Raw genomic sequence first — 19,949 nt, 5'->3', positions numbered from 1 at the left:
TTCGTCCGCAGGCCCGTCCCGTTGGTGGGGCGGGCCTTTTGCGTTGCCGTGGCGGCCGATCGGGGTAGCGTTTTTACCGACAGAGCGTCGGGAAAATGATAAGTTAGGCAAGCCTAAACTTAGCGATCTGGAGGTCTCATGGACACGCCGTTCTCCACCCTGATCCGCACCGCCTCTCACGAGCAGCACACAGAGGCCGAGAGCACCACGTTCATGAGCGACCTTCTCGGCGGAGCCCTCGGCGTCGACGCCTACGCCCGCTACACCGAGCAACTGTGGTTCGTCTACCGGGCGCTGGAGGGGGCCGCGGGACGACTGGAGGGGTCCACCGTCGCCGGGCCTTTCATACAGCCCGAGTTGTTCCGGGTTTCTGCCATCGAGCGGGATCTGGCCCATCTCCGGGGGGACGGCTGGCGCGACGGCGTTTCCGCGCTGCCGGCCACACAGGCCTACGCCTCGCGCGTTGCCGAGTGTGCCCAGGAGTGGCCGGGGGGCTACGTCGCCCATCACTACACCCGGTACCTGGGGGATCTGTCCGGCGGGCAGATCATCCGCGACAAGGCCGAGAAGAACTGGGGTTTCGCCCGCAAGGGTGATGGCGTGCGGTTCTATGTGTTCGAGCAGGTTCCGAACCCGGCCGCCTTCAAGCGCAGTTATCGCGCCCTGCTGGACGGCGTTCGGGTGGATGAGCTGGAGAAGCAGCGCATCGTCGCCGAGTGCAAGCGGGCGTTCGCTCTCAACACCGCCGTCTTCAAGGCTCTTGGCGAGGAATTCAGCAGCGCCGCCTGATCAGACGAGGCGAACCCTGCCGCCCACCTCGATCAGGCCTTCCGGCTGGGGAGCCGTGAGGATCTGAGAGCCCTTGCCCTGCGTGATGTTCAGGGCTCTGTGCAGGTGCGCCGTGAGCAGTAGCGCCGCCGCTCCCGTCGCCTCGTCCTCGTCGATTCCGTCGTTCCTGCCCGGGAACCCTCGGGCCCTCACCTTTCCTGCCGCCACGTCCTCCCACGCCCAGGCGTAGACCCACTCCCCCGGCGGGGGAACCCGGAGCCCATCCACCTCTGCCGCCGAGTCGTACTGGCGCAGCGTTCGGGGCGGTGCCCACTCCGGTCGCGCCTCGATCCAGGTGAACTCCCCCTCCAGCCGCGTTCCCACCACGCCCGCGGGCGTGACCAGTTCGGGTACGTCCAGGAGCCAGGCGGTGCCGACGCAGGGGTGTCCGGCGAAGGGGAGGCGGGTGGCCGGTGCGTAGATGTCGATGACGCCGCGCTCGGGGTCGTCCACGAACACCGTCTCGCTGAAGCCCAGTTTCGCGGCCAGTGCCTGTCGGTCACCCCTGTCCGGGACGTCGCTCCCTTCGCGTACGACCCCCAGCTCGTTGCCGTGGTCGCCATGGGGGCCGCAGAAGACCCGGAGCACGTCGTAGTCCGTCACCTGGACAGTCAATCATTCGGAGGGGGGCGGGAGGTTCTTTGCCTTTCGTTTGCCGATTCACGGGTCGCCCATGGGTCGCTCGTGTCCGGGGCGCGATCGGTGTCATTTCGTGAGAGCTGAATCACTGGACCCCCGGGTAGCACTGAGGTAAGCCTCGGTTAAGTTAGGTTCGCCTCACTCACTGTGCCTCACCGTCTTGGAGCCCGCATGCGAGCCGTCCGACTCACTGTTGTCACTGCCGCCGCCACCGCGGCGACCCTGGCCGCCGTCACGGGCTGCACCGAGAAGAGCGACGCCAAGTCCGGTGGCGACCGCGTCGTCGAGGTCACCGCCACGGACGACAAGTGCGACGTCTCCAAGAGCGAGTTCCCGGCCGGCCATGTCGAGCTCTCCATAGAGAACAAGGGCTCCAAGGTCACCGAGGTCTACGTCCTGTTCCCGGACGACCGGATCGTCAGTGAGCGCGAGAACATCGGCCCCGGAACCAAGCAGAAGCTCACCGCCGAGGTGAAGGCCGGCACGTACGAGATCGCCTGCAAGCCCGGCATGAAGGGCGACGGCATCCGGCAGAAGGTGACCGTCACCGGCGGCAAGGCCGTCAAGCGTGACGCCCGTCTGGACAAGGCCGTCGCCGCCTACCGGACGTACGCGCAGGAGCAGGCCGACGAGACGCTGCCCAAGGTCACGACGTTCACGGACGCCGTGCGCAAGGGTGATCTGAAGGCCGCGCAGGCCGCGTACGCCCCGTCCCGTATCGGCTGGGAGCGCACCGAGCCCGTCGCCGAGTCCTTCGGTGACATCGACCCGAAGGTCGACGTCCGCGCGGACGGCCTGGAGGAGGGGCAGGACCCGAAGACGGACTGGACCGGCTGGCACCGCCTGGAGAAGGCGCTGTGGCAGGACAAGAAGATCGGCTCGCGGGAGAAGGAGCTGGCGACGCAGCTCGACAAGGACCTCAAGGACTGGCAGACCCGCGTCGGCAAGGCGGACATCACGCCGACCTCCATGGCCAACGGCGCCAAGGAGCTCCTCGACGAGGTCGCCACCGGCAAGGTCACCGGCGAGGAGGAGCGCTACTCGCACACCGACCTCGTCGACTTCAAGGCCAACGTCGAAGGTGCCGAGAAGGCGTACGACCTGCTCAAGCCCGTCGCCGCGGAGAACGACACCGCACTGACGAAGGAGCTCGACAAGCAGTTCGCGGCCCTGGACACGCTGCTCGACAAGTACCGCAAGGACAAGACCTCCTACGAGTTCACCTCCTACGACAAGGTCGGCAAGGCGGACCGCAAGGAGCTCTCGGACGCGGTGAACGCGCTCGCGGAGCCGCTGTCCAAGCTCGCCGCCGCGGTCGTCAAGTAGCCCTCCCGGGTACTCAGGTAAGGGGTCAGGGATGACGGACACCACCGCCGACGTCTCGGTCGGATCGGACAACTCCCGTACGCCGTCGCGTCGTTCACTGCTCGCGGTGGGCGGGGCCGGGCTCGCGCTCGGTGCCGCCGCCGCGGGGGGCGCCGTCGCCATGACGCGGACCGGTGACGATCCGCAGCCGGTCGCCGACTCGGGCGGCGCCGTGTCGTTCCACGGCGCGCACCAGGCCGGAATCGCCACCGCCGTGCAGGACCGTCTGCACTTCGCGTCGTTCGACGTGAAGACCGACGACCGCGACGAGTTCGTGCAGCTCCTGAAGGACTGGACGAAGGCCGCGTCCCGCATGACGGAGGGGCACGCGGTCGGCGAGGGCGCGTACGGAGGGCTGCCCGAGGCGCCGCCGGACGACACGGGCGAGGCCCTCGGCCTCAAGCCGTCCCGGCTCACCCTCACCATCGGCTTCGGCCCTTCCCTCTTCGAGAAGTTCGGGCTCGCGGACCGGCGGCCCGAGGCCCTGGTCGACCTGCCGAAGTTCCCCGGCGACAATCTCGACAAGGCCCGCAGTGACGGCGACCTGTGCATCCAGGCCTGCGCCGACGATCCGCAGATCGCCGTGCACGCCATCCGCAACCTCGCCCGGATCGGCTTCGGCAAGGTCGCCATCCGCTGGTCCCAGCTCGGCTTCGGCAAGACCTCGTCGACGACCCCGGACGCGCAGACCCCGCGCAACCTGATGGGCTTCAAGGACGGCACCCGCAACATCGCCGGCACCGAGACCGCCCGCCTGGACGAGCACGTGTGGGTCGGCTCCAAGGACACGGACGCCGACTCGGCCTGGATGACCGGGGGTTCGTACCTCGTCGCGCGGCGCATCCGGATGAACATCGAGACGTGGGACCGTACGTCGCTCCAGGAGCAGGAGGACGTCTTCGGCCGCGACAAGGGCGAGGGCGCCCCGGTCGGCAAGGCCAAGGAGCGCGACGAGCCGTTCCTGAAGGCCATGAAGCCGGACGCGCACGTGCGGCTCGCGCACCCCGACTCCAACGCGGGGGCGACCATCCTGCGCCGCGGCTACTCCTTCACCGACGGCACGGACGGCCTCGGCCGTCTGGAGGCCGGCCTGTTCTTCCTGGCCTACCAGAAGGACGTGCGCAAGGGGTTCATCCGCGTGCAGCGCAACCTGTCGCGCAGCGACGCGCTCAACGAGTACATCCAGCACGTGGGTTCGGCCGTCTTCGCCGTCCCGTCGGGCGTCCGGGACTCCGGCGACTGGTGGGGCCGGGCGCTGTTCTCCAAGGAGGCATGAGGACACGATGTTCGGCAACTATCTGATCGGTCTGCGCGAAGGGCTCGAGGCCAGCCTCGTCGTCTGCATCCTCATCGCGTATCTGGTGAAGACGGAGCGGCGTGACGCGCTGCGTCCCATCTGGATCGGCATCGCCATCGCCGTCGCGGTGGCCCTCGGCTTCGGTTTCGCGCTGACCTTCGGCTCGCAGGAGCTGACGTTCGAGGCGCAGGAGGCGCTCGGCGGTTCGTTGTCGATCGTCGCCGTGGGCCTGGTGACGTGGATGGTCTTCTGGATGCGGCGCACGGCGCGGCATCTGAAGGCCGAGCTGCACGGCAAGCTGGACGCCGCGCTGCAGATGGGTACGGCGGCGCTGGTGGCGACGGCGTTCCTCGCGGTCGGCCGTGAGGGACTCGAGACCGCCCTGTTCGTGTGGGCTTCGGTGCGCGCGTCGAACGACGGCACGCACGGGCCCCTGATCGGTGTCCTGCTGGGTCTGCTGACCGCCGTCGCTCTCGGCTGGGCGTTCTACCGCGGCGCCCTGCGGATCAACCTGGCGAAGTTCTTCACCTGGACCGGCGGCATGCTGGTGATCGTGGCGGCGGGCGTCCTCGCGTACGGCGTGCACGACCTTCAGGAGGCGCAGTTCCTGGGCGGTCTGTCCAGCAAGGCGTTCGACATCAGCGAGACGATTCCGCCGGACAGCTGGTACGGCACGCTCCTCAAGGGCGTGTTCAACTTCCAGCCCGATCCGACGGTCCTCCAAGTCGCCGTCTGGCTCCTGTACTTGATCCCGACGCTCGCGGTGTTCCTCGCGCCCGCCGGTTTCCTGTCCCGGAAGCCGAAGCCCGGGGCGCAGTCTCCTCGCGAGTCCGCCAAAGCCTGATCCGGACGCTCGCGCCGCTCCCCTCCCCGATAGGGTTCGGGCCCGGGAAGGGGAAGGTGAAGAGAACCGATGAGCAAGCTCCTCCGCAGGCCTCGTGGTCTCAGGAAGCCGGTGACGGCGGTGGCCCTCGCGACCGCCGTGGCGCTGACGGCGAGCGGGTGTGTGACGGTGCACGGGGAGCGGGAGGTCCTCCCGGCGGCCACCAAGGCCGAGGCCGCCCGCGCCCTGAAGGATTTCACCGCCGCGTACAACACGGCCGACAAGGCGTACGACGGGTCCCTCGACGAGGACCATGTGACGGGCGCGCTCGGCGCGATCGACGCGGCCAAACTGAAGGCCGGGCACGTCAATCACCCCGACGGCAACCCGAACCACTCGGCGCTCGAACTGTCCGACGCCGAGTTCACCATCCCGAAGAAGGCGGGCTGGCCCCGCTGGTTCGTCGCGAACACCAAGGCCAACCGGGGCGGCGACTTCCGGTGGATGCTGGTCTTCACCCGCGACGATGTGAACCGGCCGTGGCAGGTGTCGTATCTGACGCTCATGTCGCCCGGTGACGTCCCCGAGTTCAAGAAGGACAAGGACGGCTGGGCGCAGCCCGTGACGGCGGACGCCGCGGGGCTCGCGGTGGCGCCGCAGGACATGAGCCGGCGGTACGCGACGTATCTGGAGGACGGCGGCGACGGTTTCGCGCCGGGCCGGCACACGTCGCTGTGGCGGACCACGCGGGAGAAGAACGCGAGCCGCCCGGGTCTCGCCCGCCAGTACGTCGACGAGCCGATGACGTCGGGCGACTACGCGCCGGTCGGTCTGCGGACCGCGGACGGCGGTGCGATCGTGTTCTTCGCCACGCACCACTACGAGAAGCAGACGGCGTCCAAGGGCCTGAGCATCACGGTCGACAACGAGAACGTGAAGGCGCTCATGACGGGCGACGTCAAGCAGTCGCTGACGCTGGAGCGCATCTCGAACCAGGTCGCCGTCGACCCGGCCAAGGGCGGTGACGTCGAGATACTGACGCGGCTCGAGGGACTGACGGGCGCCAAGGGCAGCTGACGCTCTCCGTGAGCGGCCGGCCCTCGCCCGTCAGCCGCGTGAGGGCCAGGCTGCCGTGAAGTCCTTTTCCTCGCCCACGTAGCGTGCGCAGGCGTCGGTGAGGACTTCGAGCAGGGTGAGCGGGTCCGGCAGCGGGTGTTCGAGGCCGCGCAGCCAGTCGACGGTCAGGTCACCGGGGAGCCGGGCGGGCGGCACGGGCACGTACGAGCCGCGGCAGTGCCAGCGCAGGCCGGGGTGCTCGTCCATCGTCTCGGGGTGGCAGTCCAGCTCGCAGGGCCACCACTCGTCCTCGTCCTCGGGAGTGCCGCGGGTGGCGGTGAAGAAGAGCATGCGGTCGCCGCCGGACTCGGCGACGGGGCCCACGTCGATGCCGGCCGCGAGAAGGCGTCCGAGGGCCTCCTTGCCGGCCTCCAGGGGGACGTCGAGGACGTCGTGGACCATACCGGTCGCGGTGATGAAGTTGGCCTGCGGCTGATGCCGGGCCCAGCGCTCGATCTGGCCGCGGTCCGTCGTGGACTGCGTCTGCCAGGCGAACGAGACGGGGTGCCTGCCGGGCGTGGGACAGCCGATGCGGCTGCACGAACACCGGTAGTCGGTCGGGTACGCGGCGGGTGCGAGCGGCAGTCCCGCGTCCGCGGCGGCCAGGAGAAGGGCCTCGCGGCCGTCGTCGCCCTCGGCCTCCTTGGGACGCCTGGCGCGCAGCCACTGGGAGATCCTGCCCTGTCCGCCGGACCGGCGGCCGTACCCCGCGCCCATCAATCCCCTCACCTCGCCGTAGTACCGAGAAGCATGTCCCATGGTCGCACCATCCTGCGCCGCGGGTGGCCACAGTCCACATCCGGGGTACCCGGGGCGATGCCGAGCGATACGAGGCGCGGAAGATAATCGGGTGTCATTACCGGCTTTACTGGGATTTGCCCGCCTACCGTGGTCGGCATGGTCACACGGACTGCGCTGACGGGCCTCGGCGGGCTCCTGGTTCTCGCCCCGCCGGCCATCTCCCCCGTCGAGTGGGGCACCGGCCCCCTGACCGTCGACAGCCTCCCGCGCATCGTCTACACGGCTCACCGCGGCGGCGCCCTGGAAGTCCCGGAGAACAGCATGTCGGGCCTGACGGCCGCCTTCGGGCGCGGCACCGCGCAGGTACTCGACTTCGACACCCGGATGCTTCGCGACGGCACGATCGTGGTCATGCACGACCCGACCCTGGACCGCACGACGGACACGTCGGGCCCGGTGAACCGGATCGACGCTCGGCAGTGGGCGCGCGTGCGGATGCGTCCGAAAGCCTCGCTGCCGGGCCACTGGCGCGTGGAGCCGCTGCCGACGGCCGCCGAGGTCCTCGACCGGCTCGGCGGCCGCACCGTGCTGATGCTGGAGGCGAAGGACCCGAAGAGCCTGGGCGGGATCGCCGCGATGATCCGGCGCCGGGGCCTCACCCGGTCGGTGTTCGTGAACTCCAACGACCCGGCCGTCGCCCTGCGCGCCCACGACATGGGCCTCACGTCGCAACTGTGGCGCTCGCGGGTCCAGATGCGCACGGACCGCCCGGCGCGCTGGGCCCGGTTCGTCGACCTGCTCGACGTGGACTACAAGGCGCGCGACGCCGATCTCGTACGGGCCGTGCGGTCCGGGATCCCGCGGGTGTGGGCGCACACGGTGGACACACCGCGCCAGCGGGACCGCGTGCTGCGGCTGGGCTGCAACGGCGTGATCTCGGACGCGCCGGGCCTGCTGGCCCGCACCCCGTCGGCCGTGCGGGCGCGGGTCAGCGGGGGCTGAGTCCGTAGAGGGCGTACTCGACGAGGGCGTCGGCGTAGGCGTGGTCCAGGGGGCCCGTGCCCTGGAGCCAGCGCTGGGCGAGTGGCGCGGAGAACAGGTCACGGGCGATGTACGGGTCCACGTCGGCGCGGATCTGGCCGGCGTCCTGGGCGGCGCGCAGGCGGCGCGCGTACAGCTCCAGCGAGGGCATCAGGAGGCGGCCGACGAACTCCTCGCCGAAGGCCGGGTTGGCGACGCCCTCGGCGGCGAGGGCGCGGGCCGGGGCGTCGTAGCGGGGGTCGAGCAGCTCGTCGACGGTGGCGCGCAGGACCACCTTGAGGTCGGTCTCGATGTCGCCGGTGTCCGGGATGCCGTCCGCCTCCGCCCAGTCGCCCGCTCCGGCCGCCTCCGCCGCCTGGACGCCGAGGTCGATGAAGGCCTCCATGAGGACCTCCGCCTTGGAGGACCACCAGCGGTAGATCGTCTGCTTGCCGACGCCCGCGCGGGCGGCGATGCCCTCGATCGTGGTCTTGGGATAGCCGATCTCGGCGACGAGAGTGAGGGCGGCGTCGTAGATCGCGCGGCGTGAGCGCTCGCTGCGGCGGTTGGAGTCGGGAGCGGTCTTCTGGGCCATGGCTCGAATGTATCAGCGGGCGAGGCGAGACGTACCGTCTCAATTCCCTTGACTGGACGATCCGTCTCGCGGACAGTGGACGTCGTTGGCGAGACGCATCGTCTCGCTCTGGGCGGTTCAACTCCCGCCCGGGACAGCGCCGTTCGAAGATCGAAGGGAGACCACGATGAGCCGAGGCGGATCCGGGAACATGCTGGGTGTCGGCGGCACCCGCAGCAACCTCTCCCGCAAGACCCTGCGCGGCGGCGGCCGCGACGGCCGGGTCGGCGGCGGGCTCGACCCGCAAGCACAGAAGCGGGAGTTGCTGCGCAGGCTGAGGGAGGAACGCGTCACCCGCGAGGGGTCGTGACGGCGCGGGGGGGGCGTGACGGGGCGGGGTGTGACGGGGGGGCGGCAGCGGGGGCGGGGGCGGCAGCGGTCAGGTGCCGCACGTCGGAGCTTCGCGGCCGGGAGCCCGGGGCCCGATCCTGTCTGCCGGGTGCGGGAGCGGCACCCCTACGGGGCCGGAGGCCAGGCGTCGCCCCAGTCGGCGTCGCGGGCCGCCCGGTACAGGGGCCCGTGCCGCTTCGTCACCGTTTCGCGGCCCAGCGCGCCCTCCGCCTCGCACAGGTCCAGGAGTACCTGGCCCTTGCGGATCTGGGGGCGGCGGGTGATCCGGGCCGCGGGGCGCTCGGGGGCGAAACGGGTCGCGGCCACGTAGCTGAACTTCTCGTCCTCGTACGCGAGCGATCCGCCCTTGACCTGGCGGTGCAGCGACGACCGGCTGACCCGGGCCGAGAAGTGGCACCAGTCGGTGCCGGGCACGATGGGGCAGGCCGCGCTGTGGGGGCAGGGCGCGGCGACGTGGAATCCGGCGTCGATCAGGCGCCGGCGTGCCTCGATGATCCGCTCGTAGCCGTCGGGGGTGCCGGGCTCGACGACGACCACGGCCCCGTCGGGGCTCGCGGCGGCGGCCGCTGCGTCGACCACGGCGCGGCGGTCGTCGGCGGTCAGCTCCTTGAGGACGTACGAGACCGTCACCAGATCGGTGCTCTCGATGGTGAGCGCCGCTCCGATGCGGGAGCGCTGCCACCGCGCGGACGTCAACCGGTCGCAGGAACCGGCCAGTTCACGTCCGAGGGCGAGCGCGGGCTCGGCCCAGTCGAGGACGGTGACCGGACGCTCGCCGGCCCAGGTGTCGGCGGCGGCCCAGACCGCGGCGCCCGTCCCGCCGCCCACGTCGACCTGACTGCCGGGCGCCCAGCCCTCGGGCGCCGCGTCGGCGAGCGCGCCGAGCGCCGAGCGGACCGCCTCGAAGGTGGCCGGCATCCGGTACGCGGCGTAGGCGGCGACGTCGGCGCGGTCCCGCAGGATCGGCGCGTCCGTCGGGGTGCTCCCCCGGTAGCTCGCGATCAGCCGTTCGACGGCGCGCGCCGCCTGCGTGGGCGGCAGCCCGTCGAGCAGCCCGGCGAGGGCCGCGCGCAGGGTGTCGGCCGGGGAGGCGGGCGAGTAAGGGGTCAGGGGGGCGTTCACCCCCTGATTCTACGGTCGCGGCGGGGGCCGCCTACGCGCCCACGGCCCGCGCGAGACGCGTCGCCGCCGAGGCGCGCGGCCCGTTCTGCGGGGGCCTGCGGCGCGGGTGGACCGTGTTCGCGAGGAGGATCAGGAACGTGTCCGTGGCGCGGTCGAGGACGAGCGAGGTGCCGGTGAAGCCGCAGTGTCCGGCCGCGCCGCGGCCCGCGAGCTCGCCCATGAACCAGGGCTGGTCGAGCTGGAAGCCGAGGCCGGGCGCCGTCAGCATCAGCTCGACGTGGTCGGGGCCGAGGATGCGGGCGGTGCCGTACGAGCCGCCGTTGAGCAGGGTGCGGCACAGGACCGCGAGGTCGTACGCCGTGGAGAAGAGGCCCGCGTGACCGGCGACGCCGCCCAGCGCCCAGGCGTTCTCGTCGTGGACGATGCCGCGCAGCAGGCCCCGGTCGGCCTTGGCCCAGGGCCGGCGCTGGTCCTCGGTGGCGGCGGCGCCGGGGTGCGGGCCGAAGCCCGTCGCCGTCATGCCGAGGGGCCGGGTGATGCCGTCGCGCACGAGGACGTCGAGGGGGCGCCGCGCGATGCGCTCCAGGACCTGCTGGAGCAGCAGCATGTTGAGGTCGGAGTAGAGGTAGGCGCCGGGCGGGGACGACGGGGCCTCGGCGCGCAGGGCCGTCAGGCGCGCCGCGTCGTCCGGGCAGTCGTAGAGCGGGAGTTCGGGGCGCAGGCCCGAGGTGTGGGTGAGGAGCTGGCGGATCGTGACGTCGTGCTCGGCGGCGGCGGTGAACTCGGGGACGTAGGCACCCACCCGGGCGTCGATGCCGAGGGTGCCGCGCTCCAGCTGCTGCACCGCGGCGACGGTGGTGAAGAGCTTGGTGAGGGAGGCGAGGTCGAAGACGGTGTCGGGGCGCATGGGGACGCGCGACGCGGGCGGGAGCTCGACGCCCCGGTCGGCCGTCTCGTCGTAGGCGAGGTACCGCGTCGCCCAGCCCGCCGCCTCGTGCGCGGCGACTACCGGGCCGCGGCCCGCGAGGACGACGGCGCCCGCGCACCAGGGGCGCGCCCCTCGGGGCAGTTCGCGCACGTCCTGGACGAGGCGGCGCAGCCCGTCGGGGTCGAGCCCGGCGCGTTCGGGGGTGCCGGGGCGCAGTCTTGGCGTACTCAGTGCTCCGCCTCCCGCGTCGGCCCGGTCCCGCGCTGCCAGGGGCGGCACAGTCCCAAGAAGCATGCGACGGCCGCCAGGGCGCAGGCCAGCTGGACGACGGCCATCGGGACGGCGGTGCCCTCTCCCGCGATGCCCACGAGCGGTGAGGCGACGGCGCCGACCAGGAAGGAGGTGGTGCCGAGGAGCGCGGAGGCGGAGCCCGCGGCGTGCGGGGTGCGCATCAGGGCGAGGGCGTTGGTGTTGGGCATGCCGAGGCCCATCGCGGACATGAGGACGAACAGTCCCGCCGCGATCGGTACGAGTCCCACGTCGCCGAAGACGCCGCTCGCCATGAGCAGGAGCGCGGCGGAGGCGAGCGTGATGACGCCGAGGCCGACGGCGAGCGCCTTGTCGAGGCTGACGCGGCCGACGAGGAGCTTGCCGTTGATCTGGCCCACGGCGATCAGGCCGACGGAGTTGATGCCGAACAGGAGGCTGAAGGTCTGGGGCGAGGCGCCGTAGATCTCCTGGACCACGAACGGGGATGCGCTGATGTAGGCGAAGAGGGCGGCGAAGACGAAGCCGCCCGCGATCATGTAGCCGGTGAAGACGCGGTCGGCGAGGAGGCCGCGCATGGTGCGCAGTGCCTCGGCCGTGCCGCCGCTGTGCCGCCGTTCGGGGGCGAGCGTCTCGGGCAGGCCCTTCCAGACGAGGGCGGTCAGCGCGATGCCGACGGCGGTGAGGACGACGAAGATGCCGCGCCAGTCCGTGATCCGCAGGACCTGGCCGCCGATGAGGGGCGCGACGATCGGGGCGACGCCGGAGATCAGCATGAGGGTGGAGAAGAAGCGCGCCATCTCGACGCCGTCGTACAGGTCGCGCACGACCGCCCGGGCGATCACGATGCCGGCGGCCCCGGCGAGGCCCTGCACCAGGCGGAAGCCGATGAGGAGCGGGGCCGTGGGGGCGAGGGCGCAGACCGCGGTGGCGGCGATGTAGAGAAGGAGGCCGATGAGGAGGGGGCGCCTGCGGCCCCACTTGTCGCTCATCGGGCCGACCGCGAGCTGCCCGAGCGCCATGCCGGTGAGGCAGGCGGTGAGGGTGAGCTGGGCGGTGGCGGCCGAGGTGTGCAGGGCGCCGGTGACCTCCGGAAGTGCCGGGAGGTACATGTCCATGGACAGCGGCGGTACGGCGGTGAGTCCGCCGAGTACGAGGGTGACCAGGAAGCCGGTGCGGCGGCGGGCGGCGAGCGTGGGGCCGGCGACGGGTGGCGCCTCGGGTATGCGCTGCGCTTCGCGCGCGGACGTGTGCTGGCGGCCGTGGTCCGGCATGCGGTTCCCCTCCCGGTCGTTCATTCGATTACCTATGCTCTCAGCTCAGGTGCATTGGTTGAGACCACATTTCGTGACGTGCCGGCAGGGGCAGTGGCCGGAACCTGGCAGGGGGCCTTCAGTGGTGGAACGTGAGCGTGTGCGGTGGGGCGTCCTGGCGACCGGGGGCATCGCCGCGTCCTTCACGGCGAACCTTCTCGACATGCCGGACGCGGAGGTCGTCGCCGTGGCGTCCCGCTCCGACGCCTCGGCGAAGGCGTTCGCCGAGCGGTTCGGGATCCCGCGGGCGTACGGGGACTGGTCCTCGCTCGCCGAGGACGAGGACGTGGATGTCGTGTACGTCGCGACCCCGCACTCGGCGCACCGCGCGGCCGCCGGGCTGTGCCTGGAGGCGGGACGGGCGGTCCTGTGCGAGAAGGCGTTCACGCTGAACTCGCGCGAGGCGGAGGAGCTGGTGACGCTCGCCCGCAGCCGCGGCCTCTTCCTGATGGAGGCCATGTGGATGTACTGCCATCCGCTGATCAGGAGGCTGAAGGCGCTGGTCGACGACGGCGCGGTCGGTGAAGTCCGCACGGTGCGGGCCGACTTCGGGCTGGCCGGACCCTTCCCTCCCGCGCACCGGCTGCGCGATCCGGCGCAGGGCGGGGGCGCGCTGCTCGATCTCGGCGTGTACCCGGTGTCTTTCGCTCACCTGATCCTCGGTGAGCCGTCGGAGGTCACTGCGAGAGCGGTGCTCTCGGACGAGGGCGTCGATCTCCGTACGGGGATGCTGCTCTCGTGGGAGAGCGGTGCTCACGCGCTGCTCGACTGCTCGATCGACGCGGGCACCCCGGTCACCGCGTCGATCACCGGCTCCCAGGGCCGTATCGACATTCCGCACGGCTTCTTCTACCCGGACCGGTTCGTGCTGCACCGGGACGGGCGGGAGCCGCAGGAGTTCACGGCTCAGGCGGGGGACGGGCCTCGCGACAGCCTCCGGCACGAGGCGGGTGAGGTGATGCACCGGCTGCGGGCCGGGGACACGGAGTCGCCGCTCGTGCCGCTCGCCGGTTCCCTGGCGGTGATGCGCACGCTGGACTCCGTCCGGGAGCGGATCGGGGTGCGGTATCCGTCGGAGGGGTAGCGGCGTCCGGCCGGTGCGTAGCGGTTTCGCTGCCGGGTGACGGTCCGGTGGGGGCTGGTCGCGCAGTTCCCCGCGCCCCTGAAGACAGATACCTGCGCCCCCTGGAAGGCGGACCCCGGGCGCCCCGGGAAAGCAGTCCCCGGGCGCCCCGAGAAGGCGGTCCCCGGGCGCGCTTGAACGGCAGCTGTCCGCGCCGGAGAAGCGACTCCCGCGCCCCCGGAAAGCGATCAGGGGGCGCGGGGCAGCCGGCCCCGTTACGCCGGGCGCAGGCCCTGGTTGCCCACCGCCGTGACGAACGACGCCGCCGTGGAGACGGGGGCCCCCGGCGTCGTCACCGCAGGAACCGTCTTGAAGTCGGCTCGGGCCTCGTGCTCGCCGAGGGCGACCGTCACGTAGCCGCGGCGTCCGTTGTAGAACTTCAGGTGCGGGTTGGCCTGGGTGTACGTGCCCCAGTTCGCCGGCTTGTCCGCGCCGTCCTTGCCGCTGCTGACGGACGTGGCGACGATCTCCGTGCCGAGGGTCTTCGACGACGGGTCGTCGAAGTCGTCCTTGATGTCGAAGGCGTAGCCGACGTGCACGTCACCGGTGAGCACCATCAGGTTCTCGACGCGGGCCGCCCTGGCCCCGGCGAGGACGCGTTGACGCGAGGCGCGGTAACCGTCCCACGCGTCCATGGACACCTTCGCGGCCGCGTTCAGGTCGAGCTTGCGCTGCGAGAAGGTGACCTGCTGCGGGACGACGTTCCACAGGGCGTTCGAGCGGCGCCAGCCGTCGATGAGCCACCGCTCCTGTGTGGCGCCGGTGATGGTGCGCGCCGGGTCGTCCGACTCGGGACCGGGGACGTGGGACCCGTCGCCGTACGCCTGGTTGGAGCGGTACTGGCGGGTGTCGAGGATGTCGAACTGGGCGAGCTTCCCCCAGATCAGGCGCCGGTACATCTGGGCGTCGGGGCCCTGCGGGAGCTGCGGGCGGCGCAGGGGCTGGTTCTCCCAGTAGGCGCGGTACGCGGAGGCGCGGCGGAGCAGGAACTCGGCGGGCGGGCCGTCCTGCTCGTCGATGTCGTCCGCGTAGTTGTTCTCGGTCTCGTGGTCGTCCCACGTGACGACGAAGGGGTGCGCGGCGTGCGCGGCCCGCAGGTCCGGGTCGGACTTGTAGAGCGCGTACCGCAGCCGGTAGTCCTCCAGCGTCACGGTCTCGCGGTTGAAGTGGGCGGGCAGTACGTCGCCGCCCGTGTAGCCGCGGACGCCGCCGGCGGAGTTCACGGCGTACTCGTAGAGGTAGTCGCCGAGGTGGAAGACGACGTCCACGGAGGCGTCGGCGGCGAGGTGCTTGTAGGCCGTGAAGTAGCCGTCGTGGTAGGCCTGGCAGGAGACCGCGGCGAGCGTGAGGGCCGAGGTACGGGCGTGGGCGGAGGGCGCGGTGCGTGTCCGGCCGGTGCCGCTGACCCACTTGCCGGTGCGGAAGCGGTAGTAGTAGACGCTGCCCGGCGCGAGGTGTTCGACCTCGACGTGGACGGAGTGGTGGAACTCCGGGTGCGCGGTGGCCGTGCCGCGCCGCACGACGCGCCGGAAGCGCTCGTCGTGCGCGAGCTCCCACTCGACGGCGATGCGCTGGGCGGGCAGACCGCTGTCCGCCTCGTACGGGGAGGGGGCCAGTCGCGTCCACAGCAGGACGGAGCCGGGCAGCGGGTCGCCGGAGGCCACGCCGAGCGTGAACGGGTCGGCGGTGATCTTCCGCGCGTCGAACTCGGCGGCGCTCGCGGTGCCCGCGGCCGGCAGGTTCGTGGCGAAGGCGAGCGCGGCGGCGGCGCCCGTGACGGTGAGGAAGCGGCGGCGGCCCAGGTGGCCCGCCACGGCGCGCATTTCGGGCGAGTGCTGGCTCGGCTGGCGTCCTTCGGCTGTCATGTGGCCCTCCCCTGACGGTTGTTGTCAGAGGAAATTGGAGTGCCGGGGGACGACCGTGGCCTGTCATGCGCACGGCCGCCACATGGCGGATGAGTGATCTCCGCATGACCCCTCCTGCCGTACGCTCCGGGGCCATGAACGCTCAGAACAACGCCCCGGAACCGCACGAACCGACCGCCGCACCCACCGCCGTGGTGACCGGCGCGGGCTCCGGCATCGGCCGGGCCGTAGCCGTCGAACTGCTGCGCGCGGGCTGGCGGGTGGCCCTCGCGGGCCGCCGCACCGAGACGCTCGACGCGACGGCGGCCCTCGCGCCCGAGGCCGCGGCCAGGTCGCTCCCCGTACGGACCGACGTCTCCAGCCCCGACGACGTGGCCGCGCTCTTCGCCGCCGTACGCGACCGGTTCGGCCGCCTCGACCTGCTCTTCAACAACGCGGGCACGTTCGGGCCGGCGGTCCCGGTCGAGGACCTGGAGTACGACGCCTGGCGCCATGTCGTCGACACGAACCTCAACGGCGCGTTCCTGTGCGCCCAGGCGGCGTTCCGGCAGATGAAGGAGCAGGACCCGCAGGGCGGCCGGATCATCAACAACGGCTCCATCTCGGCGCACACGCCGCGGCCGCGCTCGACCGCGTACACGACGACGAAGCACGCGCTGACCGGGCTGACGAAGTCACTGTCCCTGGACGGGCGTCCGTACCGGATCGCCTGCGGCCAGATCGACATCGGCAACGCGGCGACCGACATGACGGAGCGCATGCAGACCGGGACCCTCCAGGCGAACGGAACGCTGGCGCCGGAGCCGGTGATGGATGTCGCGGACGTGGCGCGCACGGTGCGGCACATGGCCGAGCTGCCCCTGGAGGCGAACGTGCAGTTCGCGACGGTCCTGGCGACCAACATGCCGTACGTCGGGCGCGGTTGAGAAACGAATCTCCACAAGCGGAATGGGACCTACCGCACTAATTCAGGGCAGCGCGGCCCGTATGCTCGGGATCTCTCCATGAGAACTTCACATTCGGAGCACACCTTGCGCATACGTTCCACGGCCTCGGCCGCCCTGGCGGCCGGCGTCCTGTCGGTCTCCCTGCTCGCCGCGTCCCCGGCCTCCGCGGCCGCCCACCAGGGCGGTCTGCACCTGGGCTACATCCAGTACGACAGCCCCGGCAGCGACAACCGGTCGAACTCCTCGCTGAACGCGGAGTGGGTGAACATCCACAACAACACCCGTTCCGCGATCCAGCTCAAGGGCTACAAGCTCAAGGACAACACCGGCTACACGTACACGTTCGGCAGCTACAACATCGGCGCCGGCAAGACCGTCAAGGTCCGCACCGGCAAGGGCACCAACGCCTCCGGCGTGCGCTACTGGGGCCGGGGCTCGTACGTCTGGAACAACACCGGCGACAAGGCCCGCCTCATCAAGCCGAGCGGCACCCAGCTCGACTCCTGCTCGTGGGGCGACGGGCCCGGCGGGATCAGCTGCCACTGAGCCACTTCCGAGGGGGAAGACGGGCAGCCGTGCCGCGGCCCGGGGGCGGGGGGACCTGCCGACGGGACCGCAGGAGAACCCGGGCCGCGCTGCGGCTGCCCGCGCTACGCTCCCCTGCCATGAACACCGACTCCGATGTGCTGCGCTACACCGCCTTCACCACGGACCCCGCGGGCGGCAACCCCGCCGGTGTCGTGCTCGACGCGCATGCGCTCGACGACGAGGAGATGCTCGCCGTCGCGGCGCGGCTCGGATACAGCGAGTCGGCGTTCCTGACACCGGCGCCCGGCGGCGCCTCCGCGTCCGACAGCACCCCGCCGCCCGGCAGCGCGCAGCGCTCGTACACCGCGCGCTACTTCAGCCCCAAGGCCGAGGTCCCGTTCTGCGGACACGCCACGGTGGCGACGGCCGTGGCGCTCGGCGAGATCCACGGGCCCGGCGACTACGTCTTCGCGACGCAGGCCGGCGAGGTGCCGGTGACCGTCACCCGGGACGCCGACGGCACCCTGCGCGCGACGCTCACCAGCGTCGCGCCGCACATCACCGAGGTGGCGCCGGACGACCTGGCCGAGGCGCTCGCCGCGCTCGACTGGCCGGCCACCGACCTCGACCCGGCGTTCCCGCCGCGCATCGCCTACGCGGGCGCCCGCCACCTCGTCCTCGCGGCCGCCACGCGCGCGCGGCTCGCGGACCTCTCCTACGACTTCGCGCGCCTCGAGGCCCTGATGCACCGCCTCGACCTCACCACGGTCCAACTGGTGTGGCGCGCCTCGGAGTTCGTCTTCCACGCCCGCGACCCGTTCCCGGTCGGCGGTGTCGTGGAGGACCCGGCGACGGGCGCCGCCGCGGCCGCGTTCGGCGCGTACGCGCGCACACTCGGACTCGTCCCCTCCGAGGCGGTCCTCACCCTTCACCAGGGGGAGGACATGGGCCGCCCGGGCGAGCTGACGGTGACACTGCACGAGGGCGACCCGCGGGTCCGGGTGAGCGGCGCGGCGGTGCGGATTCCCGGCTGACCGCGAGGGCCGGCCGGGAGCGCTGACCGGGGAGCTACGCCTGGCCGGTCTCGAAGCGGGTCACCTTGCCGCCCGCCACGACGAACTGCCACTTCGTCCGCATCTCGCCCCAGGCGTCGTTGCGGTAGAGGGCCGTGAGGGCCAGGCCGCCCGCGGACTCCTTCTCGATCTCCATGTGCCCGTTGGATTCGAAGATCTCGCGGCCGGTCCACTCGTCGATGTCCCGGTCGGACCCGTCGTCCGACATCGTCGCGCCGGGCGCGAGGGCGGCGCGGAATGCCTCCCGGTCGTGGGAGTTCACCGCGGTGACGAAGGCCCGGACGGCCGGGTCGCTGAGCTTCGTTGTCTGGATGGCCATGACGCCGTCTCCTGCCTCTCCTTCCGGCGCTACGGTGCCGGACCTTCCGGTCGTTCGTCGCCGGTCCGGGACCCCGGCCGCTCGGGGCCCGGGCCCCCGGCCCAGACTCACACCGCGGCCCGGGACACGCCACCCGAACGGGCCCGCGCACCGGGTGCCGGGGCCCGGCCTGCCGGACCGTAGGACCATGACCTGTCACAAGCCTTGCCTGGACCGCACAGACCTGGGACTGCTCGTGCTGCGCGTGGGCACGGGCGGTGTGCTCGCCGCGCACGGAGCGCAGAAACTGCTCGGCTGGTTCGGCGGCGGTGGCCTGCGCGCCACGACCGCCGGGATGGAGGCCATGGGCTTCGCCCCGCCGAAGGCGAGCGCCCTGGCCGCCGGTGCCGGCGAGGCGGGCGGCGGCGTCCTGCTCGCCCTCGGCCTCGCCACGCCCGTCGCCGGGGCCGCCGCCGCGGGCACGATGGCCGGCGCCGTCGCGGTGCACGCGCCCAACGGCTTCTTCGCCCAGGGCGGCGGCTACGAGTACCCGGCCTTCCTCGGCTTCGTCGCGGCCGGACTCGCGGTGACCGGCGCGGGCCGCTACTCCCTCGACCAGGCGCTCGGCCACGCCCTGGACCGGCACTGGATGGTCCCGGCCGCTCTCGTGGGCAGCGCCGCCGCGGCGCTCGCGGTCGTGGCGTCGCGCAGCAAGCGGGTGCGCGGGCCGGGTCCGCAGCCGGGTCCGGAGGAGGTTTCCCTGGACAGCACCGACGAGTAGCCCGTCCGTGGCAGGCTGCGGGCATGCCTGACACCACGCCTCCCAGCGCCCGGCACGACCCCGCCCCGCCCACGTACGACAGCGTGTGGGAGACCGTCGACGGGCTGCACGCCTGGCTCGACTCGCACAATCGACGCACCGCGGACGAGGCCCTGCTCCTGAGGGTGCTGAAGCTGTCGGAGGAGGTCGGTGAGGTCGCCCAGGCGGTCATCGGTGCGACGGGGCAGAACCCGCGCAAGGGCGAGAGCCACTCCTGGCAGGACGTCGAGTCGGAACTCTGCGACGTGGTGGTGACGGCCCTGGTCGCCCTGCGCACGCTGACCCCGGACGCCCCGGAGGTGCTCGCGGCGCATCTGCGCCGGGTGGCGCAGAGGTCGCTCACCTCGTGAGCGTCCGGCTGAACGGCAGCAGATCGCCGGGCCGTGGGCCGCGGCCGAAGCCCCCGCGCTCAGCGGCCGAGCAGCCCCGACTCCCTGACCAATGGCACCACTTGACGGCGTACCGCCGGGGCGAGGCGGACGCCCGGGGAGTCCTCGCCGTCCGTCCAGCGCATCCCGGCGAGTTCGGCGGCGGGCTCCGGGCGGCGGTCGAGTGTGGCGGCGTACACCGTCATCCGCAGCGGCACCCCTTCGAGCGCGGCGACGTCCTCGACCTCGGCGAGCGGTTCGAGGCCGTACGGGACGACGCCGAGCTCCTCGTCCAGCTCCCTCAGCAGCGTCCGCTCGGGGCTCTCCCCCGGCTCCGGTTTCCCACCCGGCAGGCAAAACACCTCGGGAGCGGCCTTCTTGCCGACCACGAGCAGCCGCCCGTTCTCGACGAAGGCCGCGGCCACGACGGTGATCACGGACTGCTCGGTCTCTTGCCGTGCCATGCCGCGATGGTGCCGCAGG

General features: G+C 72.0%; 22 protein-coding genes. 13 read left to right on the top strand and 9 right to left on the bottom strand.

All coding sequences use genetic code 11. The features are described 5' to 3' along the window. The first annotated feature begins 138 nt into the window (after positions 1–138). Entirely contained in the window at positions 139–789 is a 651-nt protein-coding gene (locus tag ACZ67T_RS05045; RefSeq protein WP_469981608.1) for a biliverdin-producing heme oxygenase, read from the top strand. On the opposite strand, the gene ACZ67T_RS05040 is transcribed toward ACZ67T_RS05045, so the two are convergent. Next, complete coding sequence (locus tag ACZ67T_RS05040; RefSeq protein ID WP_469981607.1) at positions 790–1,431, bottom strand: PhzF family phenazine biosynthesis protein; 642 nt, start codon at positions 1,429–1,431, stop codon at positions 790–792. Between the two features lie 207 nt (positions 1,432–1,638). Here ACZ67T_RS05040 and efeO point away from each other — a divergent pair, with 207 nt between their 5' ends. From efeO to ACZ67T_RS05020, 4 genes are all read left to right on the top strand, one after another. Beyond that, positions 1,639–2,793, top strand: coding sequence for an iron uptake system protein EfeO (gene efeO, locus ACZ67T_RS05035; protein ID WP_469981606.1), 1,155 nt, complete (start codon positions 1,639–1,641; stop codon positions 2,791–2,793). A 31-nt stretch (positions 2,794–2,824) separates the two neighbouring features. After that, positions 2,825–4,108: an iron uptake transporter deferrochelatase/peroxidase subunit gene (gene efeB, locus ACZ67T_RS05030; protein ID WP_469981605.1), complete on the top strand. Its 1,284-nt coding sequence runs from the start codon at positions 2,825–2,827 to the stop codon at positions 4,106–4,108. 7 nt (positions 4,109–4,115) lie between these two features. Further along, positions 4,116–4,973: an iron uptake transporter permease EfeU gene (gene efeU, locus ACZ67T_RS05025; RefSeq protein WP_469981604.1), complete on the top strand. Its 858-nt coding sequence runs from the start codon at positions 4,116–4,118 to the stop codon at positions 4,971–4,973. A gap of 69 nt (positions 4,974–5,042) precedes the next feature. After that, positions 5,043–6,029 (top strand): SCO2278 family lipoprotein, encoded by a 987-nt coding sequence (locus tag ACZ67T_RS05020; protein ID WP_469981603.1) that lies wholly within the window; start codon positions 5,043–5,045, stop codon positions 6,027–6,029. A gap of 30 nt (positions 6,030–6,059) precedes the next feature. Here ACZ67T_RS05020 and ACZ67T_RS05015 read toward each other — a convergent pair whose 3' ends face one another. Next, positions 6,060–6,785, bottom strand: a complete 726-nt coding sequence (locus ACZ67T_RS05015; protein WP_469982256.1) for a bifunctional DNA primase/polymerase — start codon at positions 6,783–6,785, stop codon at positions 6,060–6,062. Positions 6,786–6,965: 180 nt separating this feature from the next. Here ACZ67T_RS05015 and ACZ67T_RS05010 point away from each other — a divergent pair, with 180 nt between their 5' ends. Then, positions 6,966–7,811, top strand: a complete 846-nt coding sequence (locus tag ACZ67T_RS05010; protein ID WP_469981602.1) for a glycerophosphodiester phosphodiesterase — start codon at positions 6,966–6,968, stop codon at positions 7,809–7,811. On the opposite strand, the gene ACZ67T_RS05005 is transcribed toward ACZ67T_RS05010, so the two are convergent. Further along, the gene (locus ACZ67T_RS05005; RefSeq protein ID WP_469981601.1) at positions 7,798–8,424 is read right to left on the bottom strand and encodes a TetR/AcrR family transcriptional regulator; all 627 of its coding nucleotides are present in this window, start codon (positions 8,422–8,424) and stop codon (positions 7,798–7,800) included. The genes ACZ67T_RS05010 and ACZ67T_RS05005 overlap by 14 nt on opposite strands. 166 nt (positions 8,425–8,590) lie before the next feature. Here ACZ67T_RS05005 and ACZ67T_RS05000 point away from each other — a divergent pair, with 166 nt between their 5' ends. Next, on the top strand, positions 8,591–8,773 hold the full coding sequence (locus ACZ67T_RS05000) for a DUF6243 family protein (protein ID WP_469981600.1): 183 nt from the start codon (positions 8,591–8,593) through the stop codon (positions 8,771–8,773). Between the two features lie 146 nt (positions 8,774–8,919). Here the strand turns inward: ACZ67T_RS05000 and ACZ67T_RS04995 are convergent, their stop codons facing one another. Genes ACZ67T_RS04995 through ACZ67T_RS04985 form a run of 3 tightly spaced genes read right to left on the bottom strand, consistent with a single transcriptional unit; the run spans position 8,920 to position 12,405 of the window. Further along, complete coding sequence (locus tag ACZ67T_RS04995; RefSeq protein ID WP_469981599.1) at positions 8,920–9,936, bottom strand: small ribosomal subunit Rsm22 family protein; 1,017 nt, start codon at positions 9,934–9,936, stop codon at positions 8,920–8,922. Positions 9,937–9,967: 31 nt separating this feature from the next. Next, on the bottom strand, positions 9,968–11,158 hold the full coding sequence (locus ACZ67T_RS04990; protein WP_469981598.1) for a serine hydrolase domain-containing protein: 1,191 nt from the start codon (positions 11,156–11,158) through the stop codon (positions 9,968–9,970). Then, entirely contained in the window at positions 11,092–12,405 is a 1,314-nt protein-coding gene (locus ACZ67T_RS04985) for a multidrug effflux MFS transporter (protein WP_469981597.1), read from the bottom strand. Before ACZ67T_RS04985 ends, ACZ67T_RS04990 begins: the two co-directional genes overlap by 67 nt. A gap of 124 nt (positions 12,406–12,529) precedes the next feature. Between ACZ67T_RS04985 and ACZ67T_RS04980 the strand changes: the two genes are divergently transcribed. Then, positions 12,530–13,528 (top strand): Gfo/Idh/MocA family protein, encoded by a 999-nt coding sequence (locus ACZ67T_RS04980; protein ID WP_469981596.1) that lies wholly within the window; start codon positions 12,530–12,532, stop codon positions 13,526–13,528. A gap of 254 nt (positions 13,529–13,782) precedes the next feature. Here the strand turns inward: ACZ67T_RS04980 and ACZ67T_RS04975 are convergent, their stop codons facing one another. Continuing rightward, positions 13,783–15,432, bottom strand: a complete 1,650-nt coding sequence (locus ACZ67T_RS04975; RefSeq protein ID WP_469981595.1) for an alkaline phosphatase D family protein — start codon at positions 15,430–15,432, stop codon at positions 13,783–13,785. Positions 15,433–15,566: 134 nt separating this feature from the next. Here ACZ67T_RS04975 and ACZ67T_RS04970 point away from each other — a divergent pair, with 134 nt between their 5' ends. The 3 genes from ACZ67T_RS04970 to ACZ67T_RS04960 all read left to right on the top strand — a co-directional run bounded on the left by ACZ67T_RS04970 (position 15,567) and on the right by ACZ67T_RS04960 (position 17,941). After that, complete coding sequence (locus ACZ67T_RS04970) at positions 15,567–16,358, top strand: SDR family oxidoreductase (RefSeq protein WP_469981594.1); 792 nt, start codon at positions 15,567–15,569, stop codon at positions 16,356–16,358. A gap of 105 nt (positions 16,359–16,463) precedes the next feature. Beyond that, entirely contained in the window at positions 16,464–16,925 is a 462-nt protein-coding gene (locus tag ACZ67T_RS04965; protein ID WP_266564871.1) for a lamin tail domain-containing protein, read from the top strand. A gap of 119 nt (positions 16,926–17,044) precedes the next feature. Next, positions 17,045–17,941: a PhzF family phenazine biosynthesis protein gene (locus ACZ67T_RS04960; RefSeq protein WP_469981593.1), complete on the top strand. Its 897-nt coding sequence runs from the start codon at positions 17,045–17,047 to the stop codon at positions 17,939–17,941. Positions 17,942–17,975: 34 nt separating this feature from the next. Here the strand turns inward: ACZ67T_RS04960 and ACZ67T_RS04955 are convergent, their stop codons facing one another. Then, on the bottom strand, positions 17,976–18,299 hold the full coding sequence (locus ACZ67T_RS04955) for a nuclear transport factor 2 family protein (protein ID WP_469981592.1): 324 nt from the start codon (positions 18,297–18,299) through the stop codon (positions 17,976–17,978). Between the two features lie 187 nt (positions 18,300–18,486). Between ACZ67T_RS04955 and ACZ67T_RS04950 the strand changes: the two genes are divergently transcribed. Both ACZ67T_RS04950 and ACZ67T_RS04945 read left to right on the top strand, forming a co-directional pair. Continuing rightward, complete coding sequence (locus ACZ67T_RS04950) at positions 18,487–19,059, top strand: DoxX family protein (RefSeq protein ID WP_469981591.1); 573 nt, start codon at positions 18,487–18,489, stop codon at positions 19,057–19,059. Between the two features lie 23 nt (positions 19,060–19,082). Then, positions 19,083–19,448, top strand: a complete 366-nt coding sequence (locus ACZ67T_RS04945; protein WP_469981590.1) for a MazG-like family protein — start codon at positions 19,083–19,085, stop codon at positions 19,446–19,448. Positions 19,449–19,507: 59 nt separating this feature from the next. On the opposite strand, the gene ACZ67T_RS04940 is transcribed toward ACZ67T_RS04945, so the two are convergent. Beyond that, entirely contained in the window at positions 19,508–19,930 is a 423-nt protein-coding gene (locus ACZ67T_RS04940; protein ID WP_469981589.1) for an NUDIX hydrolase, read from the bottom strand. Positions 19,931–19,949 lie beyond the last annotated feature (19 nt).

It is taken from the genome of Streptomyces sp. NPDC107517 (genome assembly GCF_055582645.1).
The sequence above is the reverse complement of the archived record's forward strand: the minus strand, read 5'-3'. Positions and strand labels throughout refer to the sequence as shown.

Excerpts from the sequence above, each read along its gene's own strand:
- ACZ67T_RS04955 (WP_469981592.1), bottom strand. The coding sequence starts at position 18,299 with ATGGCCATCCAGACAACGAAGCTCAGCGACCCGGCCGTCCGGGCCTTC.
- ACZ67T_RS05015 (WP_469982256.1), bottom strand. The coding sequence starts at position 6,785 with ATGGGCGCGGGGTACGGCCGCCGGTCCGGCGGACAGGGCAGGATCTCC.
- ACZ67T_RS04985 (WP_469981597.1), bottom strand. The coding sequence starts at position 12,405 with ATGCCGGACCACGGCCGCCAGCACACGTCCGCGCGCGAAGCGCAGCGC.
- ACZ67T_RS05000 (WP_469981600.1), top strand. The coding sequence starts at position 8,591 with ATGAGCCGAGGCGGATCCGGGAACATGCTGGGTGTCGGCGGCACCCGC.
- efeB (WP_469981605.1), top strand. The coding sequence starts at position 2,825 with ATGACGGACACCACCGCCGACGTCTCGGTCGGATCGGACAACTCCCGT.
- ACZ67T_RS05045 (WP_469981608.1), top strand. The coding sequence starts at position 139 with ATGGACACGCCGTTCTCCACCCTGATCCGCACCGCCTCTCACGAGCAG.
- ACZ67T_RS04950 (WP_469981591.1), top strand. The coding sequence starts at position 18,487 with ATGACCTGTCACAAGCCTTGCCTGGACCGCACAGACCTGGGACTGCTC.
- ACZ67T_RS05005 (WP_469981601.1), bottom strand. The coding sequence starts at position 8,424 with ATGGCCCAGAAGACCGCTCCCGACTCCAACCGCCGCAGCGAGCGCTCA.
- ACZ67T_RS04970 (WP_469981594.1), top strand. The coding sequence starts at position 15,567 with ATGAACGCTCAGAACAACGCCCCGGAACCGCACGAACCGACCGCCGCA.
- ACZ67T_RS04960 (WP_469981593.1), top strand. The coding sequence starts at position 17,045 with ATGAACACCGACTCCGATGTGCTGCGCTACACCGCCTTCACCACGGAC.
- efeU (WP_469981604.1), top strand. The coding sequence starts at position 4,116 with ATGTTCGGCAACTATCTGATCGGTCTGCGCGAAGGGCTCGAGGCCAGC.
- ACZ67T_RS04975 (WP_469981595.1), bottom strand. The coding sequence starts at position 15,432 with ATGACAGCCGAAGGACGCCAGCCGAGCCAGCACTCGCCCGAAATGCGC.
- efeO (WP_469981606.1), top strand. The coding sequence starts at position 1,639 with ATGCGAGCCGTCCGACTCACTGTTGTCACTGCCGCCGCCACCGCGGCG.
- ACZ67T_RS04945 (WP_469981590.1), top strand. The coding sequence starts at position 19,083 with ATGCCTGACACCACGCCTCCCAGCGCCCGGCACGACCCCGCCCCGCCC.
- ACZ67T_RS04940 (WP_469981589.1), bottom strand. The coding sequence starts at position 19,930 with ATGGCACGGCAAGAGACCGAGCAGTCCGTGATCACCGTCGTGGCCGCG.
- ACZ67T_RS05010 (WP_469981602.1), top strand. The coding sequence starts at position 6,966 with ATGGTCACACGGACTGCGCTGACGGGCCTCGGCGGGCTCCTGGTTCTC.
- ACZ67T_RS04990 (WP_469981598.1), bottom strand. The coding sequence starts at position 11,158 with ATGCTTCTTGGGACTGTGCCGCCCCTGGCAGCGCGGGACCGGGCCGAC.
- ACZ67T_RS05020 (WP_469981603.1), top strand. The coding sequence starts at position 5,043 with ATGAGCAAGCTCCTCCGCAGGCCTCGTGGTCTCAGGAAGCCGGTGACG.